The sequence below is a fragment of the Chelativorans sp. YIM 93263 genome, assembly GCF_028767125.1.
In the GTDB taxonomy this organism is placed as follows: Bacteria; Pseudomonadota; Alphaproteobacteria; order Rhizobiales; family Rhizobiaceae; genus Chelativorans.
This window is the reverse complement of the sequence record NZ_JAKCWP010000008.1, coordinates 1-16206: the sequence shown is the minus strand read 5'-3', so window position 1 is coordinate 16206 and position 16206 is coordinate 1. Positions and strand designations below refer to the sequence as shown.

17 protein-coding genes, 1 tRNA gene and 1 pseudogene are annotated in these 16206 nt (G+C 58.2%); 11 read left to right on the top strand and 8 right to left on the bottom strand.

The annotated features are described in order from the left end of the window. Positions 1–15 precede the first annotated feature (15 nt). Both choW and choV read left to right on the top strand, forming a co-directional pair. A complete protein-coding gene (gene choW / locus LY631_RS15560; RefSeq protein ID WP_274426506.1) occupies positions 16–870 on the top strand; it encodes a choline ABC transporter permease subunit in 855 nt (284 codons plus the stop codon). Then, a complete protein-coding gene (choV, locus tag LY631_RS15555) occupies positions 867–2057 on the top strand; it encodes a choline ABC transporter ATP-binding protein (protein WP_274426505.1) in 1191 nt (396 codons plus the stop codon). The genes choW and choV overlap by 4 nt, the downstream gene beginning before the upstream one ends. Positions 2058–2073: 16 nt before the next feature. Here the strand turns inward: choV and LY631_RS15550 are convergent, their stop codons facing one another. Continuing rightward, on the bottom strand, positions 2074–3039 hold the full coding sequence (locus LY631_RS15550; RefSeq protein WP_274426504.1) for a LysR family transcriptional regulator: 966 nt from the start codon (positions 3037–3039) through the stop codon (positions 2074–2076). Between the two features lie 137 nt (positions 3040–3176). Here LY631_RS15550 and LY631_RS15545 point away from each other — a divergent pair, with 137 nt between their 5' ends. From LY631_RS15545 to LY631_RS15535, 3 genes are all read left to right on the top strand, one after another. Further along, positions 3177–3581, top strand: coding sequence for a hypothetical protein (locus tag LY631_RS15545; RefSeq protein ID WP_274426503.1), 405 nt, complete (start codon positions 3177–3179; stop codon positions 3579–3581). A gap of 62 nt (positions 3582–3643) precedes the next feature. Continuing rightward, the gene (locus LY631_RS15540) at positions 3644–4393 is read left to right on the top strand and encodes a HugZ family pyridoxamine 5'-phosphate oxidase (protein WP_274426502.1); all 750 of its coding nucleotides are present in this window, start codon (positions 3644–3646) and stop codon (positions 4391–4393) included. 2 nt (positions 4394–4395) lie between these two features. Continuing rightward, the gene (locus LY631_RS15535; RefSeq protein WP_274426501.1) at positions 4396–5199 is read left to right on the top strand and encodes a TrmH family RNA methyltransferase; all 804 of its coding nucleotides are present in this window, start codon (positions 4396–4398) and stop codon (positions 5197–5199) included. A 5-nt stretch (positions 5200–5204) separates the two neighbouring features. On the opposite strand, the gene LY631_RS15530 is transcribed toward LY631_RS15535, so the two are convergent. Continuing rightward, positions 5205–6344 (bottom strand): hypothetical protein, encoded by a 1140-nt coding sequence (locus LY631_RS15530; protein ID WP_274426500.1) that lies wholly within the window; start codon positions 6342–6344, stop codon positions 5205–5207. 89 nt (positions 6345–6433) lie between these two features. Further along, positions 6434–7024, bottom strand: a complete 591-nt coding sequence (locus tag LY631_RS15525) for a DUF1134 domain-containing protein (protein ID WP_274426499.1) — start codon at positions 7022–7024, stop codon at positions 6434–6436. Positions 7025–7318: 294 nt separating this feature from the next. Here LY631_RS15525 and chpT point away from each other — a divergent pair, with 294 nt between their 5' ends. Then, the gene (gene chpT / locus LY631_RS15520) at positions 7319–7948 is read left to right on the top strand and encodes a histidine phosphotransferase ChpT (protein ID WP_274426498.1); all 630 of its coding nucleotides are present in this window, start codon (positions 7319–7321) and stop codon (positions 7946–7948) included. A 98-nt stretch (positions 7949–8046) separates the two neighbouring features. Then, on the top strand, positions 8047–8412 hold the full coding sequence (locus LY631_RS15515; protein ID WP_274426497.1) for a response regulator: 366 nt from the start codon (positions 8047–8049) through the stop codon (positions 8410–8412). Between the two features lie 75 nt (positions 8413–8487). Here LY631_RS15515 and ctrA read toward each other — a convergent pair whose 3' ends face one another. Next, positions 8488–9183, bottom strand: coding sequence for a response regulator transcription factor CtrA (ctrA, locus tag LY631_RS15510; protein ID WP_274426496.1), 696 nt, complete (start codon positions 9181–9183; stop codon positions 8488–8490). 457 nt (positions 9184–9640) lie between these two features. Between ctrA and LY631_RS15505 the strand changes: the two genes are divergently transcribed. Further along, complete coding sequence (locus tag LY631_RS15505) at positions 9641–10015, top strand: flagellar export protein FliJ (protein WP_274426495.1); 375 nt, start codon at positions 9641–9643, stop codon at positions 10013–10015. 190 nt (positions 10016–10205) lie between these two features. On the opposite strand, the gene sciP is transcribed toward LY631_RS15505, so the two are convergent. Continuing rightward, on the bottom strand, positions 10206–10481 hold the full coding sequence (gene sciP / locus LY631_RS15500) for a CtrA inhibitor SciP (protein WP_274426494.1): 276 nt from the start codon (positions 10479–10481) through the stop codon (positions 10206–10208). Positions 10482–10718: 237 nt separating this feature from the next. On the opposite strand from sciP, the gene mnmA reads away from it, so the two are divergent. Next, positions 10719–11900 (top strand): tRNA 2-thiouridine(34) synthase MnmA, encoded by a 1182-nt coding sequence (mnmA, locus tag LY631_RS15495; protein ID WP_274426716.1) that lies wholly within the window; start codon positions 10719–10721, stop codon positions 11898–11900. 9 nt (positions 11901–11909) lie between these two features. Here the strand turns inward: mnmA and LY631_RS15490 are convergent, their stop codons facing one another. Next, on the bottom strand, positions 11910–12866 hold the full coding sequence (locus LY631_RS15490) for a Gfo/Idh/MocA family protein (protein ID WP_274426493.1): 957 nt from the start codon (positions 12864–12866) through the stop codon (positions 11910–11912). A gap of 225 nt (positions 12867–13091) precedes the next feature. Here LY631_RS15490 and LY631_RS15485 point away from each other — a divergent pair. Then, positions 13092–13168 (top strand) — tRNA-Met (locus tag LY631_RS15485). 135 nt (positions 13169–13303) lie between these two features. Beyond that, positions 13304–15085 carry a site-specific integrase gene (locus LY631_RS15480; RefSeq protein WP_274426492.1) on the top strand — a complete coding sequence of 594 codons (1782 nt, stop codon included), beginning with the start codon at positions 13304–13306 and terminating at the stop codon, positions 15083–15085. A 30-nt stretch (positions 15086–15115) separates the two neighbouring features. Here LY631_RS15480 and LY631_RS15475 read toward each other — a convergent pair. Further along, a pseudogene (locus LY631_RS15475) lies at positions 15116–15250 on the bottom strand (gamma-glutamylcyclotransferase family protein); the annotation flags it as partial. 239 nt (positions 15251–15489) lie between these two features. Continuing rightward, positions 15490–16101, bottom strand: a complete 612-nt coding sequence (locus LY631_RS15470; RefSeq protein ID WP_274426491.1) for an ATP-dependent Clp protease proteolytic subunit — start codon at positions 16099–16101, stop codon at positions 15490–15492. Positions 16102–16206: the final 105 nt, after the last annotated feature.

Genomic DNA, 16206 nt, shown 5'->3' with positions numbered 1-16206 from the left:
GATAAAGCCGATCAGATGGATCCGATAACCGAATGGATCGCGGCCTGGCGAATTCCCATTGGGAGATGGGGCCAGGAGTTCTTTGATTTTCTTACCACGAACTTCAGCTGGTTTTTCAACACGCTGGCCGACGTCCTTGCGGACATTCTCGACGGGATGGTCGACTTTTTGCTCTGGCTGCCCCCCAGCGTGGTCGTTCTTCTGATAGCGGCCCTGGCCTACCTGAGGCAACGTTCCTGGCAACTCGCGGTCGGTGTAATTGCCGGCCTCTTCTTCATCATCAACCAGGGCCTTTGGGGGGAAACGGTCGAAACCCTCGTCCTGGTGGTCGCCGCAGCAGCGGTGTCGATGGCCATCGGCGTACCGGTGGGCATATGGGCGGCACACAGTGCGCGCGTCTATCATGGCCTGCGCCCGATCCTCGACCTGATGCAGACCTTGCCGACGTTCGTTTACCTGATCCCCGTGCTGATCCTGTTCGGCCTTGGAGCCGCACCTGGACTCATTGTGACGGTTATTTTCGCGTCCCCCGCGCCGATCCGGTTAACCTATCTCGGCATTACGTCAGTTCCGAAACCTATGCTCGAAGCCGGACAGGCCTTCGGCGCGACAAAATGGCAACTCTTGTGGAAGGTGGAACTGCCGGCAGCGCTTCCTTCCATCATGGCGGGATTGACGCAGTGCATCATGCTCTCGCTCTCGATGGTGGTGATCGCAGCGCTCATCGGCGCCGATGGCCTCGGCAAGCCGGTCGTGCGGGCGCTGAACACGGTGAACATTCCGCTCGGACTGGAAGCGGGCCTCGCCATCGTCATTCTTGCCATCATTCTTGACCGCGTGGCGCGCATCAGTCGGGATATAGACAAATGACAGCGGCCATTGAATTCAAGAACGTAGACATCGTTTTTGGTGAAGAAAAGGAGCAGACAGCGGCCCTGCCACTGCTCGACGCGGGGGCGGATCGTGCCCAGATCCTGGAAAAAACCGGCGCTGTTCTGGGTTGCGCCGGTGCCAGCCTGACCGTGACACGCGGTGAAATTTCGGTGCTGATGGGCCTTTCCGGCTCCGGAAAATCGACGCTGCTCCGCGCCGTCAACCGACTGAACCGCGTCACGCGGGGCAACGTGATCGTGCACGACGAAAACGATTGGTCCGCCAATGTGGTGACCTGCTCGGAAGCGGAGCTGAGAAAGATCCGCCGCGAATGTATCGCCATGGTGTTCCAGCAGTTTGCGCTTCTGCCGTGGCGGACCGTGGAGGAGAACGTCGGCCTGGGTCTCGAACTGTCCGGTTTGCCGGCCAAGGAACGCCGCGAGCGCGTTATGGCCCAGCTCGAGCTGGTGCATCTTGAGGACTGGGCGGGCAAATACGGGCATGAGTTGTCCGGCGGCATGCAGCAGCGTGTCGGGCTTGCGCGCGCTCTCGCCACGCAGGCGCCGATCCTGCTTATGGACGAGCCCTTCTCCGCGCTCGATCCGCTGATCCGCACCAAGCTTCAGGACGAACTGCTAGAATTGCAGGATCGGCTGAAGAAAACCATCCTCTTCGTCAGCCACGACCTGGAGGAGGCGCTCAAGATCGGCAACCGCATCTCCATCATGGAGAGTGGACGGATTGTGCAGAGCGGCACGCCGGAAGACATCGTTCTGCGTTCGGAAAACGACTACGTGCGCGATTTCATCGCCAATGTGAATCCGCTTTCGGTTCTGACGGCATGGAACGTCATGCGTGATGCGCGAGATCTTGAGGACGCCGGTGAGGATTGGCTGTGGCTCGACCGCCGCCAGACCACACGATTCAAATTCGATCAAAACATGCTCGTCGTCGACGCCGAGAGAGACGGTCAGCCCGCAATCTGGGTGTCATGTGACGATATAGAAAAGTTGCCCGACGATCAGCCGAAGGTCTACTGGGCCAGCGCCGGAACACCGTTGCGGACGGTCATCAGGGCCATGCACCAATCAGAAACGGCACCGGTGGCGTTGTTCGACGATGCCTCACGATTCGTCGGCTCGATCGGTGTCCGCGATGTGCTGAAGGCGGTCGTACGGCAGTAAAATCGGCACAAATGCATCACACAGGGACAAGGTACCGCTCTGCGCACCCATCAAAAGCCAGCGTGCGGGCGGTATCGATGATCCGCTCGCGCAGCCAAGCATGTTGCAAATCTTCATCGGCTCGCGCGTGCCAGTACATGCGAATTTCCACGGCAGGCATCTCCATCGGCATGCGGTAGATGGACAAATCGTACCTCGCCGCAATCGCTTCGGCGAACTGGCAGGGAACGAGCGCGATGAAATCGCCTTCCGCCGCGGCGAGTGCCGTTGAATGAAAGTGCGGCAATGCAATTGCCACACGGTGCACAAGGCCGATATTGCGAAGCGCCTCGACAGCACATCCCGTGTCACCGCCGTCGAGCGAATATACGGCGAAGGAAAACTCGTTCAGCGCCCCTAAGGGAAGAACTTGCCCGCTCTCGATGCCAAGTTCCCGGACCGCACCATTACGCGCGTTCGCCACGACGACAAAGCAGGAACGGAAGAGATAGGCGCTTGAGATATCCTCCGGAACCACAGCCAGATGCTCCAACGCAATGTCGATCGTACCTTCCCGAAGGAGGTGGGCTACGTCCCCGCGGCTGGAATCGAAAAGGCGCAAGCGCACGCCCGGTGCAACGGTCGTGATTGCCGTCGAGAGCTTCGGTACGAACAACATGGAGAAGAAGTCGGCGCCGAGCAGAGTGTAGCTGCGCTGCAACTTGGCCGGCTCAAGTTCGAAGTAGCGTAGAAAAGCCGCTTCCAAAGATTCGAGTGCTGCGCTGATCGGGCTGGCCAAGCAACTCGCCCGCGGCGTTGGAACCATTTGCGAGCCGCTGCGGATGAATAAATCATCCTGAAAAATGTGGCGAAGGCGATTGAGTGCGGAACTGACGGCCGGTTGGCTGAGCCCGATACGTTCCCCGGCTCGCGTCACGCTCCGCTCCTTCAATAACGCGTTGAACACACGAAGCAGGTTCAGATCGAAGGAATTTAGGTTCACGGCCTGGCCCCCTTCACCGCAGGAACCGATGGCGCAACTATCCACGCCACAACTAACATTTATAATGACATTAAATTTCACTACAGGCGAGTCGGAGCGTATCCTTGCGGCCCAACAAAAAACATTGGGGATATAAGATGCCGCACGTCTCGAAACTCTACTTCAAAACCGCCATCGTCTTCCTGATTTTCGGAATTGGCCTCGGATTGCAAATGTCGATTTCGGGCAATCACGGCATCATTGGCGCCCACGCGCATGCGAACCTGCTCGGGTGGGTGACCATGGCCATTTTCGGTGGATACTACGCGCTTAACCCGGCGAAGGCTGAAACCCGCTTCGCCATGGTCCAGTATGGCGTTTACACGCTCGGCGTTGCGGTTATGACTCCGGCGCTTCTTTTCATGCTGCTCGGCAATCCGTCACTCGAACCTCTGGTCGCCCTCGCGTCGCTGGTGACCTTTGCGGGCGTTCTCCTGTTCGCATTCGTTGTCTTTACGAAGGACGAGGTACAGCGCACCGGACAAATGCAATCCGCTATGTGATCTGTGCGGGTGTCCACTTTTAGGACTTGCGAAGAGGCCCGGCATCCGGCATTTGCCGGGCTATGACCAAGAAAGATACCATCCTGGAGACCGACGCCGAAGCAATTCGGCTGGCAAAGACGCTGCTGCGAAACGCGCGCTTCGGCGCGCTGGCAACGCTCGATCCGTCTGACGGCGCTCCCTTGTCTACCCGCGTGGCCGTTGCCACCGATTTGGACGGGGCTCCGCTCATCCTTGTCTCCGCTCTGTCGGCCCACACACAAGCGCTACAGGCAGACACCCGCTGCTCGCTTCTGACAGGCGAACCTGGAAAGGGGGATCCCCTCGCCCATCCACGCCTGACCCTGAAAGCGCGCGCCATGAAGCTGGAGCGTGGCACGGATGCGCACGGTTATGCCGAACGCCGCTACATAGAAAGACAACCCAAGGCAAAGCTCTATGCCGGTTTTGCCGATTTCTCCCTTTTTCGGCTTGAGCCGGAAAACGCCTTGCTGAACGGAGGTTTCGCCCGCGCATATCGGCTGACGCCTGACGAGTTGCTGACCGGCGGACCGCTAGCCGACTTCCGGCAAATGGAAACGGCTGCCATCGAACACATGAACGCCGACCATGCGGACGCTGTAGAGAACTATGCGGTTCACTTCGCAGGCAGCTCTCGCGGTAAATGGCGTCTTATCGGCATCGACCCGGAAGGGATCGACCTTGCCAGGGGCGAAGAAATTCAGCGCGTCTTTTTCAAACAGCCGCTGAATGACGCATCGGAGGTGCGCCCTGCCCTTGTCGCCATGGCCAAGGAAGCCCGCGGAGTTTAGCCGTGGTGCGCAGTTTGATCCACATCGAAGACCCGGATGATCCGAGGACCGCTGCCTATCGCGATATCCGCGAGCGCGACCTCGTCGGGCGGCAAGGCCGCTTCGTGGCGGAAGGCAAGGTCGTGCTCAATGTGCTCTTCTCGAGGGCTCGTTTCAACGCTGAATCCGTTCTGCTGCGCGACAATCGTGTTGCCGGTATGGACGAATTGCTGCGGCGTGTGCCCGGCGATGTGCCGGTTTATGTTGCGAGCGGGGCGGTGATGGACCGGATCGCAGGGTTTTCCATCCATCGCGGCGTGCTAGCCATCGGTAAGCGCGGCAAGGAAGAGACGGCTGAAGCCCTGATTTCGCGATTGCCGGACCGTGCACTCGTCGTGGCGCTTGCGGGCATCGCCAATCACGACAATATGGGCGCAATCTTCCGAAATGCCGCCGCTTTCGGTGCCGATGCGGTGCTCATGGATGCGACCTCCTGTGACCCGCTTTACCGGAAGGCCATCCGCGTTTCGGTCGGCGCAGCGCTGAAGGTGCCTTTCACGCGCGGCGGAAACGCCGAAGACATGATCACGGCGCTCGAGACACAAGGATTTCAGATTATCGCGCTGAGCCCCGGCGGATCGCAGGACATCGACACGATCAGAACGGGACGACGCACGGCTCTCCTGCTTGGTGCCGAGGGGCCAGGCCTGCCGCCAGCTCTGCTCGACAGGCTTACATCCGTTCGCATTCCAATACGGGAGGACTTCGACAGCCTCAATGTTGCCGCCGCTTCGGCCGTCGCACTCCATAGCTTGTGGGGTCGTTGAGCGGGCTATTCCGCCGACGTTGTCTTCAGCCGTAGAGCTTTAACCCTCTCGGCCAGACTCGGCATTTGCTGCGCGCTCACGTCCTCGCCATTGTCCTTGGGAACTTCGGCAAGATTTTTCTCGATCGGGGAATCCGGTCCTTCTAAAGCGGCAGTCATGCTGACCACCTCTGCCGCCAGCGAGGCAATTTGCTCGCGCAGCGCCGCATCGGCCGTCCCATTCGCCGAGGATTTCCGCGGCTTGCGCCTCTTGGGAGCTGCCGTGGTATCCGACCCACCGGAAAGCTGAAGCTGCAAATCGGCGACCTGTACTTCCAGATCTTTGTTCTGCTTCTTCATATCCGCCAAAGCGACCTTCCCTTCCTTCAAAGCTTTGTCGCGTTCGCGGACCTTTTCCTTCAAGCGCACGATCTCCTTCTGCAGCCGCTCCAGGTTCTCGTCCCGGCCGCGCAAATCGGCCGCGGCACGATCCTGCTGGCGTTTCAGTTCCTCCACCTGATGGCGTTCCGTTCGCAGTTGCTCCTCGGTCTGGCTGACTTCGACTTTCGCCTCCTGAACGGCGCGTTCGGCTCTCTCGCGCTCGCGCTGCATCTGTGCAAGTGAATCATTAAGCCGTTCGACCTCCGTCTCGCGCGCCAACAACTCCACCTGCCGGCTGCTGGAGGTCAGCGATGCTTCCTCGTACGATTCGGAAAGCCTTTCCAAGTCTGCATGCTTGTCCGCAAGTCGGCGCTCTACCTCCGCCAAGCGGGAGGACGCCTTTGCAAACTCCGCTTCGCGGGCTGCGAGCGTGGAAGCTAAGCTTTCCCTTTCCTGCTCAAGCCCGGCAAGGGCTTCGTCCTTTTCCGCGCTGCTGTCCTGGAACCGGGCAAGTTGTTCGCGGAGGCGGTTGATCTCGATGAAGTCCTCGCCGGCTTTTTTCTTGCTCGCCGCAACCTTCATTTCCAACCGGCGCACGGTCATGGCGTGCTCTGCATTCACCGCATCTATTTCAGCCTGCAATTCCTCACGCGACATGGGCAGCGACGCCTCGATGCGCCTGCGCATGGCAGCGCCCGCCCGCCGCCAGAGAATCGGCATGATAGCGAGCGCGATACCGCCCGCAACGAGGAAGCCAAGAATGAAAGACAGAACGAGTTGTAACACCTGGCAGGATTCCCGCGCTTTGACTGCTATCAGTGTGCCACGTCAGGCGACCGGGAATCCAGTGTTTCTCTGCCGGCTTGCACGCTCGCTCAAAATGGATTCCAGGTCGGACTGGCGGTCATCTTCAAGTAGCCCAGATTAACTCCGAGACGAGCCCCTACCCCGGTGCGGATGGGCACGACCAGCACATGACCGTTTTTCATCACGTTGAAGCCCAGACCGGCCACAATGTAGGCGGACCCTGCTACGCCAGCATAGCGACGGTACAACTCGTTGATATTGTTGAGGTTGTAAACCAGCATCATGACGCGGGAGCCCTGTCCGCCGAAATCCCAACCAACCGAAGGACCCTGCCAGTAGACGTTATGGTCGCCGACGTTTTTGGTGAAGAGCGTCCCCTCACCATAGGTCAATCCGCCCACGAAGGCACCCGAACCCTCCTGGCCAAGAACATAGCCGTTCGGCAGTCCGTATCGGGAAAAAATTTTCTCCACAACGGTGGCCAAGCCGCCGGTCGTCGCGCCAAAGAAGTCGCTGCCCGTGTCGACAATCTCCTGCATGGTATAGCCGTCACTCTGAGCGCGCGCGGTAGGCGCTGTCAGCACAGCCGCCACGCTCAGTATAGTGAACGTCAAAAAGAAGAGCCCGATTCTTGCACGGCTCAAAAGACTGAATGGCATCGGTATCTCCATCCCGTTGGTGCTAGGCTGTTAGTACCTGACAGCCTAAGGCTGCCCGTGCGGCCGAATTGGCGCATAGCGCCATACTGCGGATAATTTGAGATTAACCGGTAAATCTTTTTCAACCATTAAACCCGAAGGAGAATACGGTCTGCGCTGCATCCGATCGCAGTGCTTTGTTGCCCGTCTCTCCCGTGATGTGTAACCAAGAATACCGTTGTAGTGATTGCGATTCGCGGGCCATGGCTTCCACCATGCCCGATCCGGATATTCGACAGGGGACGGCTCAAGACAATGACAAACTTTCCTTCACTCAGCGCGCCCGACCTCGCTGCACTGCTGTGCAGCCGCGTCTGCCACGACATTATTTCCCCGGTGGGGGCAATCAACAACGGGCTGGAACTGCTGGAAGAAGGCGGCGCGGACGAAGACGCCATGCGCCTCATTCAAACCAGCGCCATCAACGCTTCGGCGCGACTGCAATTCGCGCGCATAGCCTTTGGGGCGGCCGGTTCAGCCGGCATGCAGATCGACACCGGCGATGCCGAAACAGTTGCCACTGCCTTCATCCGTAACGAAAAGCCCGATCTGGAATGGATTGGCGGCCGCGCGCTCCTGCCGAAGAACAAGGTCAAGCTCCTCCTGAACCTCATCCTCGTGGCCAATGGCGCAATTCCCCGCGGTGGCAAGCTGTCGATCTACCTCGAAAACCTTGAAACCGCGCCGAAATTCACCATCCGCGCAAAAGGCCCGATGGTGCGCGTGCCGCCCAAGTTCCTTGAACTGCATTCAGGCAAGGAACCCGAGGAACCAATCGACGCCCACAGTGTGCAGCATTATTATACGATTCTGCTGAGCCGGGAGACGGAGATGCCAATCTCCATCCACGCCACGGCCGAAGAGATCGTTCTGACGGCGGGTTAGCGCATAATTTACCATACCGGTTTGTTCCGCCTTTACAGACTTTTGCTAGCGTCTTGGTAGCAAACGGGTCGTGCGGCCGTGCAAACAGGACCGGAACAATGAAGCGCTGTCTTATCGTCGACGACTCAAGCGTGATCCGCAAAGTCGCCAAGCGCATTCTTGCCGGACCTGAGATGCTGGTGGCAGAAGCCGCAAGCGCTCAGGAGGCGCTCAACATCTGCGCCCAGGAGCTGCCCGAGATCATCATGGCCGACGGCAGCCTGCCGGATATGCGCTCCGACGAACTCATAGCGCGGCTGATGGCCATCGATCCGGAAACGAAGCCGCACATCCTGCTGTGCCTCAGCGCGGTGGATGTCGGCCAGATCATGCGCGCCAAGCGTGCGGGCGCTAAAGGCTATCTGCTGAAGCCTTTCACCCGCACACAGCTTCTGGAGAGCTTCCGCGAATTGGCGGCGGCGTAGCGTAACTCTGCACGCGGGCATGCAAAAGGGCCCGGCGCGTGACCGGGCCCTGTGTGATTGTCGGAAAGGAAAGCGTCAGGCGCTTTCGCGGATTTCTTCGGGTTCGCGCAGCACATAGCCGCGTCCCCAGACGGTCTCGATATAATTCTGGCCGCCGGAAGCCGTGTCGAGCTTCTTGCGAAGCTTGCAGATGAAGACGTCGATGATCTTCAGTTCCGGCTCGTCCATGCCGCCATAGAGATGGTTGAGGAACATCTCCTTGGTGAGTGTCGTGCCCTTGCGCAAGGACAACAGCTCCAGCATCTGGTATTCCTTGCCGGTCAGATGCACGCGCTGTCCCCCGACCTCCACGGTCTTGGCATCGAGGTTCACCACCAGGTCGCCGGTCGTGATGATCGACTGTGCATGTCCCTTCGAACGGCGGACAATCGCATGAATTCGGGCAACCAACTCGTCCTTGTGGAACGGCTTGGTCATATAATCGTCGGCGCCGAAGCCGAGCCCCCTCACCTTATCCTCGATGCCGGCCATGCCGGAAAGGATAAGGATCGGCGTCTTCACCTTGGAAAGACGCAGCGTCCGCAGCACCTCGTATCCGGACATGTCTGGGAGGTTCAAGTCGAGAACGATAATGTCGTAATCGTAGAGCTTGCCGAGATCGACACCTTCCTCGCCAAGATCCGTCGTGTAGACATTGAAGCTCTCGGACTTCAGCATCAACTCGACGCTTTGTGCAATCGCACTGTCATCTTCAACCAGCAGAACGCGCATCTTATTCCCCTTTCCGCCGCCGAACGGGTCCAGCAGGTATCCGACACCGGAGCATGATTGCCTGATTCGGAAGCTGCCACTTAATGGTTAACAAAATCTGATTCGCGGTTGCAACCGCTAAGATCAGATTTCAGCTTTTCAGGCCATATCGCTGATTCAAATGCCGAATCCACTTCAATTCACTTCAAGCTTCGACCCGGCTGCCTAGCCGGCTCGCAATCTGAAGGCCCCGTAGGATCTGCCGTCGGCACAATCCGGATTTTTACCGAGCCTTAAGCCATGGGTCTTATGATTAACGTTGTCCGTAAACGAAACGTTACCGCGGGGGGCGAAGCTTGAGGTTTTATTTTCCAAACCGGCCGCTGAACAGGCAGACGGTAACCTTGAACCGTAGGTCTGGCGCCGGATCCGGAGCCAACGCTTCCGGGAATCGTCCGCGTCTTGTGGAGTACCCAAGATGAAATCACGTGAAAATCTTGTTCGACTGAAACAATTTCAGGTGAGCGAACAGCGTCGCAGGGTCGAGCAACTCGAAACCATGATCGCAGAGTTCAAGCGCATGGCAGACGAGCTGGATGCTCAAATTGCCAATGAGGAAAGCAAAGCCGGCATTACCGACCAGAACCATTTTGCCTATCCGACATTTGCAAAGGCGGCACGGCTCCGCCGCGATAACCTGCGGACCTCGCAATCCGACCTGCAGCAACAGAAAGAGCAGGCTCAGGCCGAGTTGGAAGAAGCCGAAACCGAATTGCATAAAGCCGAAGCGCTGGAATCGCGCGACACCAAGCAACGCGGAACCGGCAGCAAGCCGCAGGTAATGACCGGCTGAAGCTGATCCCGGTCTGTGGCCACGTATTATCAAAAGCATGGGCGCGCGGATGACGCGCGCCCTTAATCGTCTCTGAAGCTCGTTTTATCTCTGAAGAATTAATCGGCGGTACCACACCGCATCGGGGCAGATACGACGCCTCCGGTCCGGGCGCGCCAAGCGCGACGCCGCCCTTCAGCAGCTCTGACAATCAGTGCCGATATTGTTGAATTCGTGTCGTTCGCAAGCCTTGGAGGCCGTATTCATCGATCGAGGCCTGCCAGGAAAGAAACTCTTCGACTGTAAGCTTGTAGCGCTGGCATGCCTCTTCCAAACTCAAAAGGCCACCGCGAACCGCCGCAACGACTTCCGCCTTGCGGCGTATGACCCAACGGCGCGTATTCGTCGGAGGAAGATCAGCAATGGTCAACGGACTGCCGTCCGGCCCGATAACATATTTTACGCGCGGTCGCATCAGATCGGTCATTTTACTCTCTACACTTGACCTAACCGCCGCGACCATACAGCCGCAGCTTTTAAGATTTGCCTAAACGCGTGGTAAGAGTACTGTAACGGAAATGAATCCGCCGTTAGGGATTTGCGCACGTATTGATTCAAATGCGAAGTGAACGGGTTGGCCTGCGTCGGATCGCATCTTGACCTGGTAGCGCAGCGTTGCCATCTAGCCTCCGGATATGTAAGCGACAGTACAAGCAACGGAAGAATACCCATGAACAGCCTCGATCTGCCTGGCCGCCCGGAGGAGACGCGCGTCGTCGTAGCGATGTCGGGCGGTGTCGATTCTTCCGTTGTTGCCGGCATTCTGGCGAGGGAAGGCTACGAGGTCATCGGGATTACGCTTCAGCTTTACGACCATGGCGCGGCTGCACACCGGCCGGGCTCCTGCTGCGCCGGCCAGGATATCGATGATGCGCGGCGGGTGGCGGAGACATTGGGAATTCCGCACTACGTCCTCGACTACGAAAAGCGTTTCCGTGAAGCGGTGATCGACCCCTTCGCCGAGAGCTATGTCGCGGGCGAGACGCCCATTCCCTGCATTTCCTGCAATCAGACGGTAAAGTTTGCGGATCTTCTCGAAACCGCACGCGATCTTGGCGCCGACGCGCTGGCGACCGGACATTATATTCGTTCCCGGGCCAACGGAACGCACCGGGCGATGTATCGCCCGGTCGATGCCGACCGGGACCAGAGCTATTTCCTGTTCGCGACAACCCAGGAGCAGATCGATTTCCTGCGCTTCCCATTGGGCGATCTATCCAAGCCACAGGTGCGCGCGCTGGCTGAGGAGATGGGGCTGGTGGTGGCCACGAAGCAGGACAGTCAGGACATTTGCTTCGTCCCTCAGGGAAAGTACACCGACATAATTTCGCGCTTGCGGCCGAATGCGGCGGCACCGGGTGACATTGTCCATATCGATGGGCGCGCGCTTGGGCGGCACAAGGGCATTCTGCATTACACCATCGGCCAGCGTCGCGGTATTGGCGTATCCACGGGCGAGCCGCTCTATGTGGTTCATCTGGATGCCGAAAACGCCCGTGTGATTGTCGGCCCGCGCGAGGCTCTGGAGACCCGGCGGATCTTCCTGCGCAAGGTCAATTGGCTGGGCGACGGCCCACTCGACACATTGCCAGACGAAGGCATCGAAGTGTTTGCCAAAGTGCGCTCGACCAGACAGCCGGCGCCTGCCACCCTTTACCATCAGGATGATACCACATGGGTCGAGCTTCACGATGGCGAGAACGGCGTGGCCCCGGGTCAGGCTTGTGTTCTCTACGCCGATGACAGCGACGATACCCGGGTTCTTGGCGGAGGTTTCATCGACCGCACGGAGAAGCACGTGGAAGCAGAGGCCATGCTTTCGCGGCTGGCAGAAGCACCAGCATAACCAAGCATCTCAACGATTGTGAGAGATCGTCCCCGCAGTCAAAATCCGTAAGACTTCGATGGCCTCCTCACCCGTCGTGCGTGGAGTGCTGCGCGTTTCTATGCACTCGATGAAATGCTCCAGCTCACGTGTCAGCGGCATGCCTTCCTCGACGTCGACATAGTGCGGCTCATTGGTCGTAAAGGCCCATTGTCCGCTATCCTGCCACACGGCATGATTATAGAGGGCCAGCTTCCGACTCCACGGCTCCACATCGTCGAACACGGCCATGGCTTTGGTCCCCACCACGGTCAGACGTCGCTCGCGATACGGATTGAGCCGCGACGTGAACAGATGCCCCCGCAATCCGTTCTCGAAACGCATATGGAGATGAGCGAAATCGCTTAGATGGTCGAGCAGCGCCGCTCCTTCTCCACGCACCTCGGCCGGCGCTGCCCCGGTAATCGCAAGGATCATGGACAGATCGTGCGGCGCGAGATCCCAAAGCGCATCGTTTTCCGTGTGAAACTTGCCGAGGCCGAGCCTGTGCGAATGGACATAGCCGACTTCCCCGAGTTCCCCCGCATCGATCAGGGCCTTGAGGGTTTCAAATGCCGGGTGAAACCGCAGCACATGCCCGACCATGAAAATGCGATTGGCCCGGTGCGCCACCGCGACGGCCTCTTCTGCATCGGCAACCGTAAGCGCGATGGGCTTTTCCACCAGCACGTCCTTACCGGCTTCGACGGCCTGGATAGCATAGTCGGCATGAAACTGCGGCGGCAGGGCCATGACGATCGCATCGATGCTCTCATCCGCAAACAGGCCGTCAGGATCCACGGCGCGGCAGTCGTGTTCGCTGGCGAACCCCTCTGCCCTCGCGCGGTTGGCATCCGATACGGCGCTCAGTGCGCCGAGTGATTTCAGCGTGCGGATGTGGTTAGACCCCCAATACCCACATCCGAGGACGGCTATACGCGGCTTCATACATACTTCTTATAGCTAGCTTTTCCGACACTTATCGGGCTGGACGCCGCAACTCAACCCCGCAGAAAAGGCAAAGATCGTTCGTCAACCGAAACCCTCGCGAGAAAGGCCCGTAAATTGCCCTGTTATCGGCGCCGGATGCGCTTGACAGGCCCGGACACAGCCCCTTATATCCGCCCGTCTTCAAGACGCTGCGTCATTCGAAACCCGCGCGGTGCATCTTGTGGCGGAGTAGCTCAGTTGGTTAGAGCAGAGGAATCATAATCCTTGTGTCGGGGGTTCGAGTCCCTCCTCCGCTACCATTGATCCCGAATAGGAAAATCAGCTAGTTAACGGAGCCGGGAGGTTCCGGAGACTGTGAGACATCTCACGCAAATGTACGCGGAGATCTCATGGCACGTGCCTCCTATCTTGCAAGGCGTGACGGACGCTATTTCATGCAGGTCCGTTTCGCCGTTCAGTGTGCGCCGCTCGTCGGCAAACCGCTCTACCGCGCCTCACTCCGAACGAGCGATTATCGCTTGGCCCGGATGAGGCTCTCGGAGTGCCTGGTCTGGTTTCATAGGATGAACGAGAGCATCGATTACCCCTCCCTGTTCAAGAAGAACGTCGTTGAACTCCGGACGTATCTCCAAGACGTATGGCCGATCTCCAATGAACGCCTGTTCGCCCGACGGAATTACGAGGAACTACTAAAGAACCTGAACCGACGAGCACAGGCGGCAGGATGCGACCCGGGCATGATCGAGCCAGACTTCCCGGAACTTCTGAAGGCCTTCGTTCAGCAAAATGTGGAGGCCGAGGCCTATCTGCGAAAGGCTGAGCGGGTGAAGGAATATGAACGAGGTCGAGCCGATATGCAGGCGGCGGTCCAATTCGACGCGGTACCCGAGAGTTTCAGAATATCGCAGCCTGTCACGCAAACACCGCCATTGCCTTCGTCACCAGCATCAACACCGCCACAGGAGATGACGGACCAGACCACTGAAATTGATCCGGCAGCATCGAGCCCGCTCTTCTCCGAAGCATTGGCCGAATATCTACAGACGACCGGCGGCAGTGCCGACGGCCGCCGCGATGTGGAACTGACCGTCCAGTTTCTGATCGACCAGATGGGCGATGGGCCTGTTGGCCTTTTCACCAACGAGCAGGCGAAGGCACTCGACAAGATGCTTCCTGAAATCCCTGATCGCACGGGCATCCCCAGGAACCAACGCGTGTCCCTGTCAGCGCGGTACGAACACGCGCAAAAGTACGGTTGGAGAAACCTAAAACGCCTGACGGAAGCACGCCTCCGGAACGGCTATCACAACTCGCTCTCGAAATTCTTCGGCTGGCTTATCAGGAAGGGCTATTACAAACATCCCAAACCAGTCTTCAACACGGTTAGCGGCAAGAATCTGACGTCGCTTGAACGCGATGCATTCGAATATGACGAGGTCGTGAAGATATTTTCGCAACCGCTGTTTCAAGGGTGCAAGACCCCGAAACAGATTTGGCAACCGGGTAAGTATTTCGTCCAATCGCACCTCTATTGGGGCTATATTATCCTCATCCTTCACGGCATGCGCATCGGTGAATTCGGTCAGCTCGACGCCAGCCACATCAGGGAAGTAGATGGCATTTTGTATTTCGACCTGCGCTCATTCGATCCGGAAAAGGGACGGGTGCCGATCGAGGAAGTCGTCAAGTTCAAGACCGCCGGTTCAGAGCGCGTTATCCCGATCCACCCTCTCGTCCTCGAACTTGGATTACTGACCCGCGTGAAGGAATTGAAGAAGATCGGTTGCACGGCCTTGTTCCCGGAATGGGAACCCTATCCGAAACCCAATGGGGAAATGCGATGGGGCCAGCCGATCACCAAAAGCTGGCAGTATCTGAAGAAGAAAGTGCACATTCAGAGAGCAAATGTGGCGGCCTATTCTACCCGGCACTCCTACGCACAATTCCTCGATTCGACTGGCATCAGTCATAGAGGGCGAAAATTGCTCATGGGGCACTCGATCAAGGATGACATGTCAGCACGCTACGGTTCCAAAAAACGGCTCTCAGCCCGTGACCTCCAACAACTTACCGGAACGTCATCACCGGAGATACAGTTCATGACAAAGGCACTGCTTGATGCAAAGTCGAAGGCCGAGACGGGAGAACTCGTTGTTGTGAAGCCTTGGTTGGTACGAGCGAACTGGTCCGAATTCTACCAAGGCAAGTTCAAATAGCATCGGCCAAACGACTGCCATCATAGGCGCGAACCACGGTCCGGCAACGAGCAGCGGATAGTGCTTCCGGGTCCTATATCCTCCCAGAAACTTCGCTCCTGACAGTCCCTGGTCGTGAAGCGGGAAACCCCTCTTGAGCGTCCCGAAGACAAATACCTTTTGCACAACGGATGCCGCCTCCTTGTGGCTGCGCTAGGAGTTCTACCCCCTCGATGTTGCATAAGCCTTGGAACGTTTGCAACGGGGCCGGCAACGGACAGTCCGCTTTCAGGCAGCTCGAACGTCTAGCTGCCATTCAGCTCTCGACCCCCTTGCGGTCATTCATTCGCTTGAGCGCGCCCCCGAAGACCTGACATTAGGCCACGGACAAAACGTGTAGTAGGTTTCGTGATTTTCGCGACAGATTATAGGCTGTTCGTGTCTTCCCGAACCTTTAGAATACGGTCGATAAGACCCCATTCTAATGCTTCTTCCGCCGTCATGAAGCGGTCGCGATCCATCCCGCGCTCAAAGTCTTCATAGGAGCGTCCGCAATGCTCTGCATAGAGCCGCGTCATGCGATGCTTGGTCTTCAGAATTTCCTCGGCATGAATCAGCATGTCGGAAGCCTGCCCCTGAAAGCCACCGGATGGCTGGTGAATGAGGATACTGGCATTGGGCAAAGCAGCTCTTTCGCCGGCCTCGCCTGCCATCAGCAGGAACGATCCCATAGAACGGGCTGTCCCCATGCAAAGCGTATGAACCGGTGCGCGGATAAAGCGCATGGTGTCGTACATGGCGAGGCCGCTGGTCACGACGCCGCCCGGCGAATTGATGTAAAGATTGATCGGCTTCTTTGGATTCTCGGCCTCAAGGAACAGTAACTGCGCGCAGACCAGAGCGGAAACGGTATCGTTGACCTCGCCGTTGAGGAAGATGATGCGTTCGCGAAGAAGGCGAGAGTAAATGTCAAAAGACCGCTCCCCTCTGCTGGATTGTTCTATGACCATAGGGACGAGTTGCATCGCTTCGCGCATCGGCGAACTCCAATCTTCCAGAAATTAAAGGGGGAGAGCTTGCCGCGTCAGGCGGCGAGCATGAGGGGCGGACCGTTACTGTTCGCGGCCATTTTCGCCATCCCG

Coding starts and splice junctions, on each gene's coding strand:
- chpT (WP_274426498.1), top strand. CDS start 7,319: ATGACAAACTTTCCTTCACTCAGCGCGCCCGACCTCGCTGCACTGCTG.
- choV (WP_274426505.1), top strand. CDS start 867: ATGACAGCGGCCATTGAATTCAAGAACGTAGACATCGTTTTTGGTGAA.
- LY631_RS15525 (WP_274426499.1), bottom strand. CDS start 7,024: ATGCCATTCAGTCTTTTGAGCCGTGCAAGAATCGGGCTCTTCTTTTTG.
- ctrA (WP_274426496.1), bottom strand. CDS start 9,183: ATGCGCGTTCTGCTGGTTGAAGATGACAGTGCGATTGCACAAAGCGTC.
- LY631_RS15490 (WP_274426493.1), bottom strand. CDS start 12,866: ATGAAGCCGCGTATAGCCGTCCTCGGATGTGGGTATTGGGGGTCTAAC.
- LY631_RS15470 (WP_274426491.1), bottom strand. CDS start 16,101: ATGCGCGAAGCGATGCAACTCGTCCCTATGGTCATAGAACAATCCAGC.
- LY631_RS15545 (WP_274426503.1), top strand. CDS start 3,177: ATGCCGCACGTCTCGAAACTCTACTTCAAAACCGCCATCGTCTTCCTG.
- LY631_RS15515 (WP_274426497.1), top strand. CDS start 8,047: ATGAAGCGCTGTCTTATCGTCGACGACTCAAGCGTGATCCGCAAAGTC.
- sciP (WP_274426494.1), bottom strand. CDS start 10,481: ATGACCGATCTGATGCGACCGCGCGTAAAATATGTTATCGGGCCGGAC.
- LY631_RS15540 (WP_274426502.1), top strand. CDS start 3,644: ATGACCAAGAAAGATACCATCCTGGAGACCGACGCCGAAGCAATTCGG.
- LY631_RS15505 (WP_274426495.1), top strand. CDS start 9,641: ATGAAATCACGTGAAAATCTTGTTCGACTGAAACAATTTCAGGTGAGC.
- LY631_RS15480 (WP_274426492.1), top strand. CDS start 13,304: ATGCAGGTCCGTTTCGCCGTTCAGTGTGCGCCGCTCGTCGGCAAACCG.
- choW (WP_274426506.1), top strand. CDS start 16: ATGGATCCGATAACCGAATGGATCGCGGCCTGGCGAATTCCCATTGGG.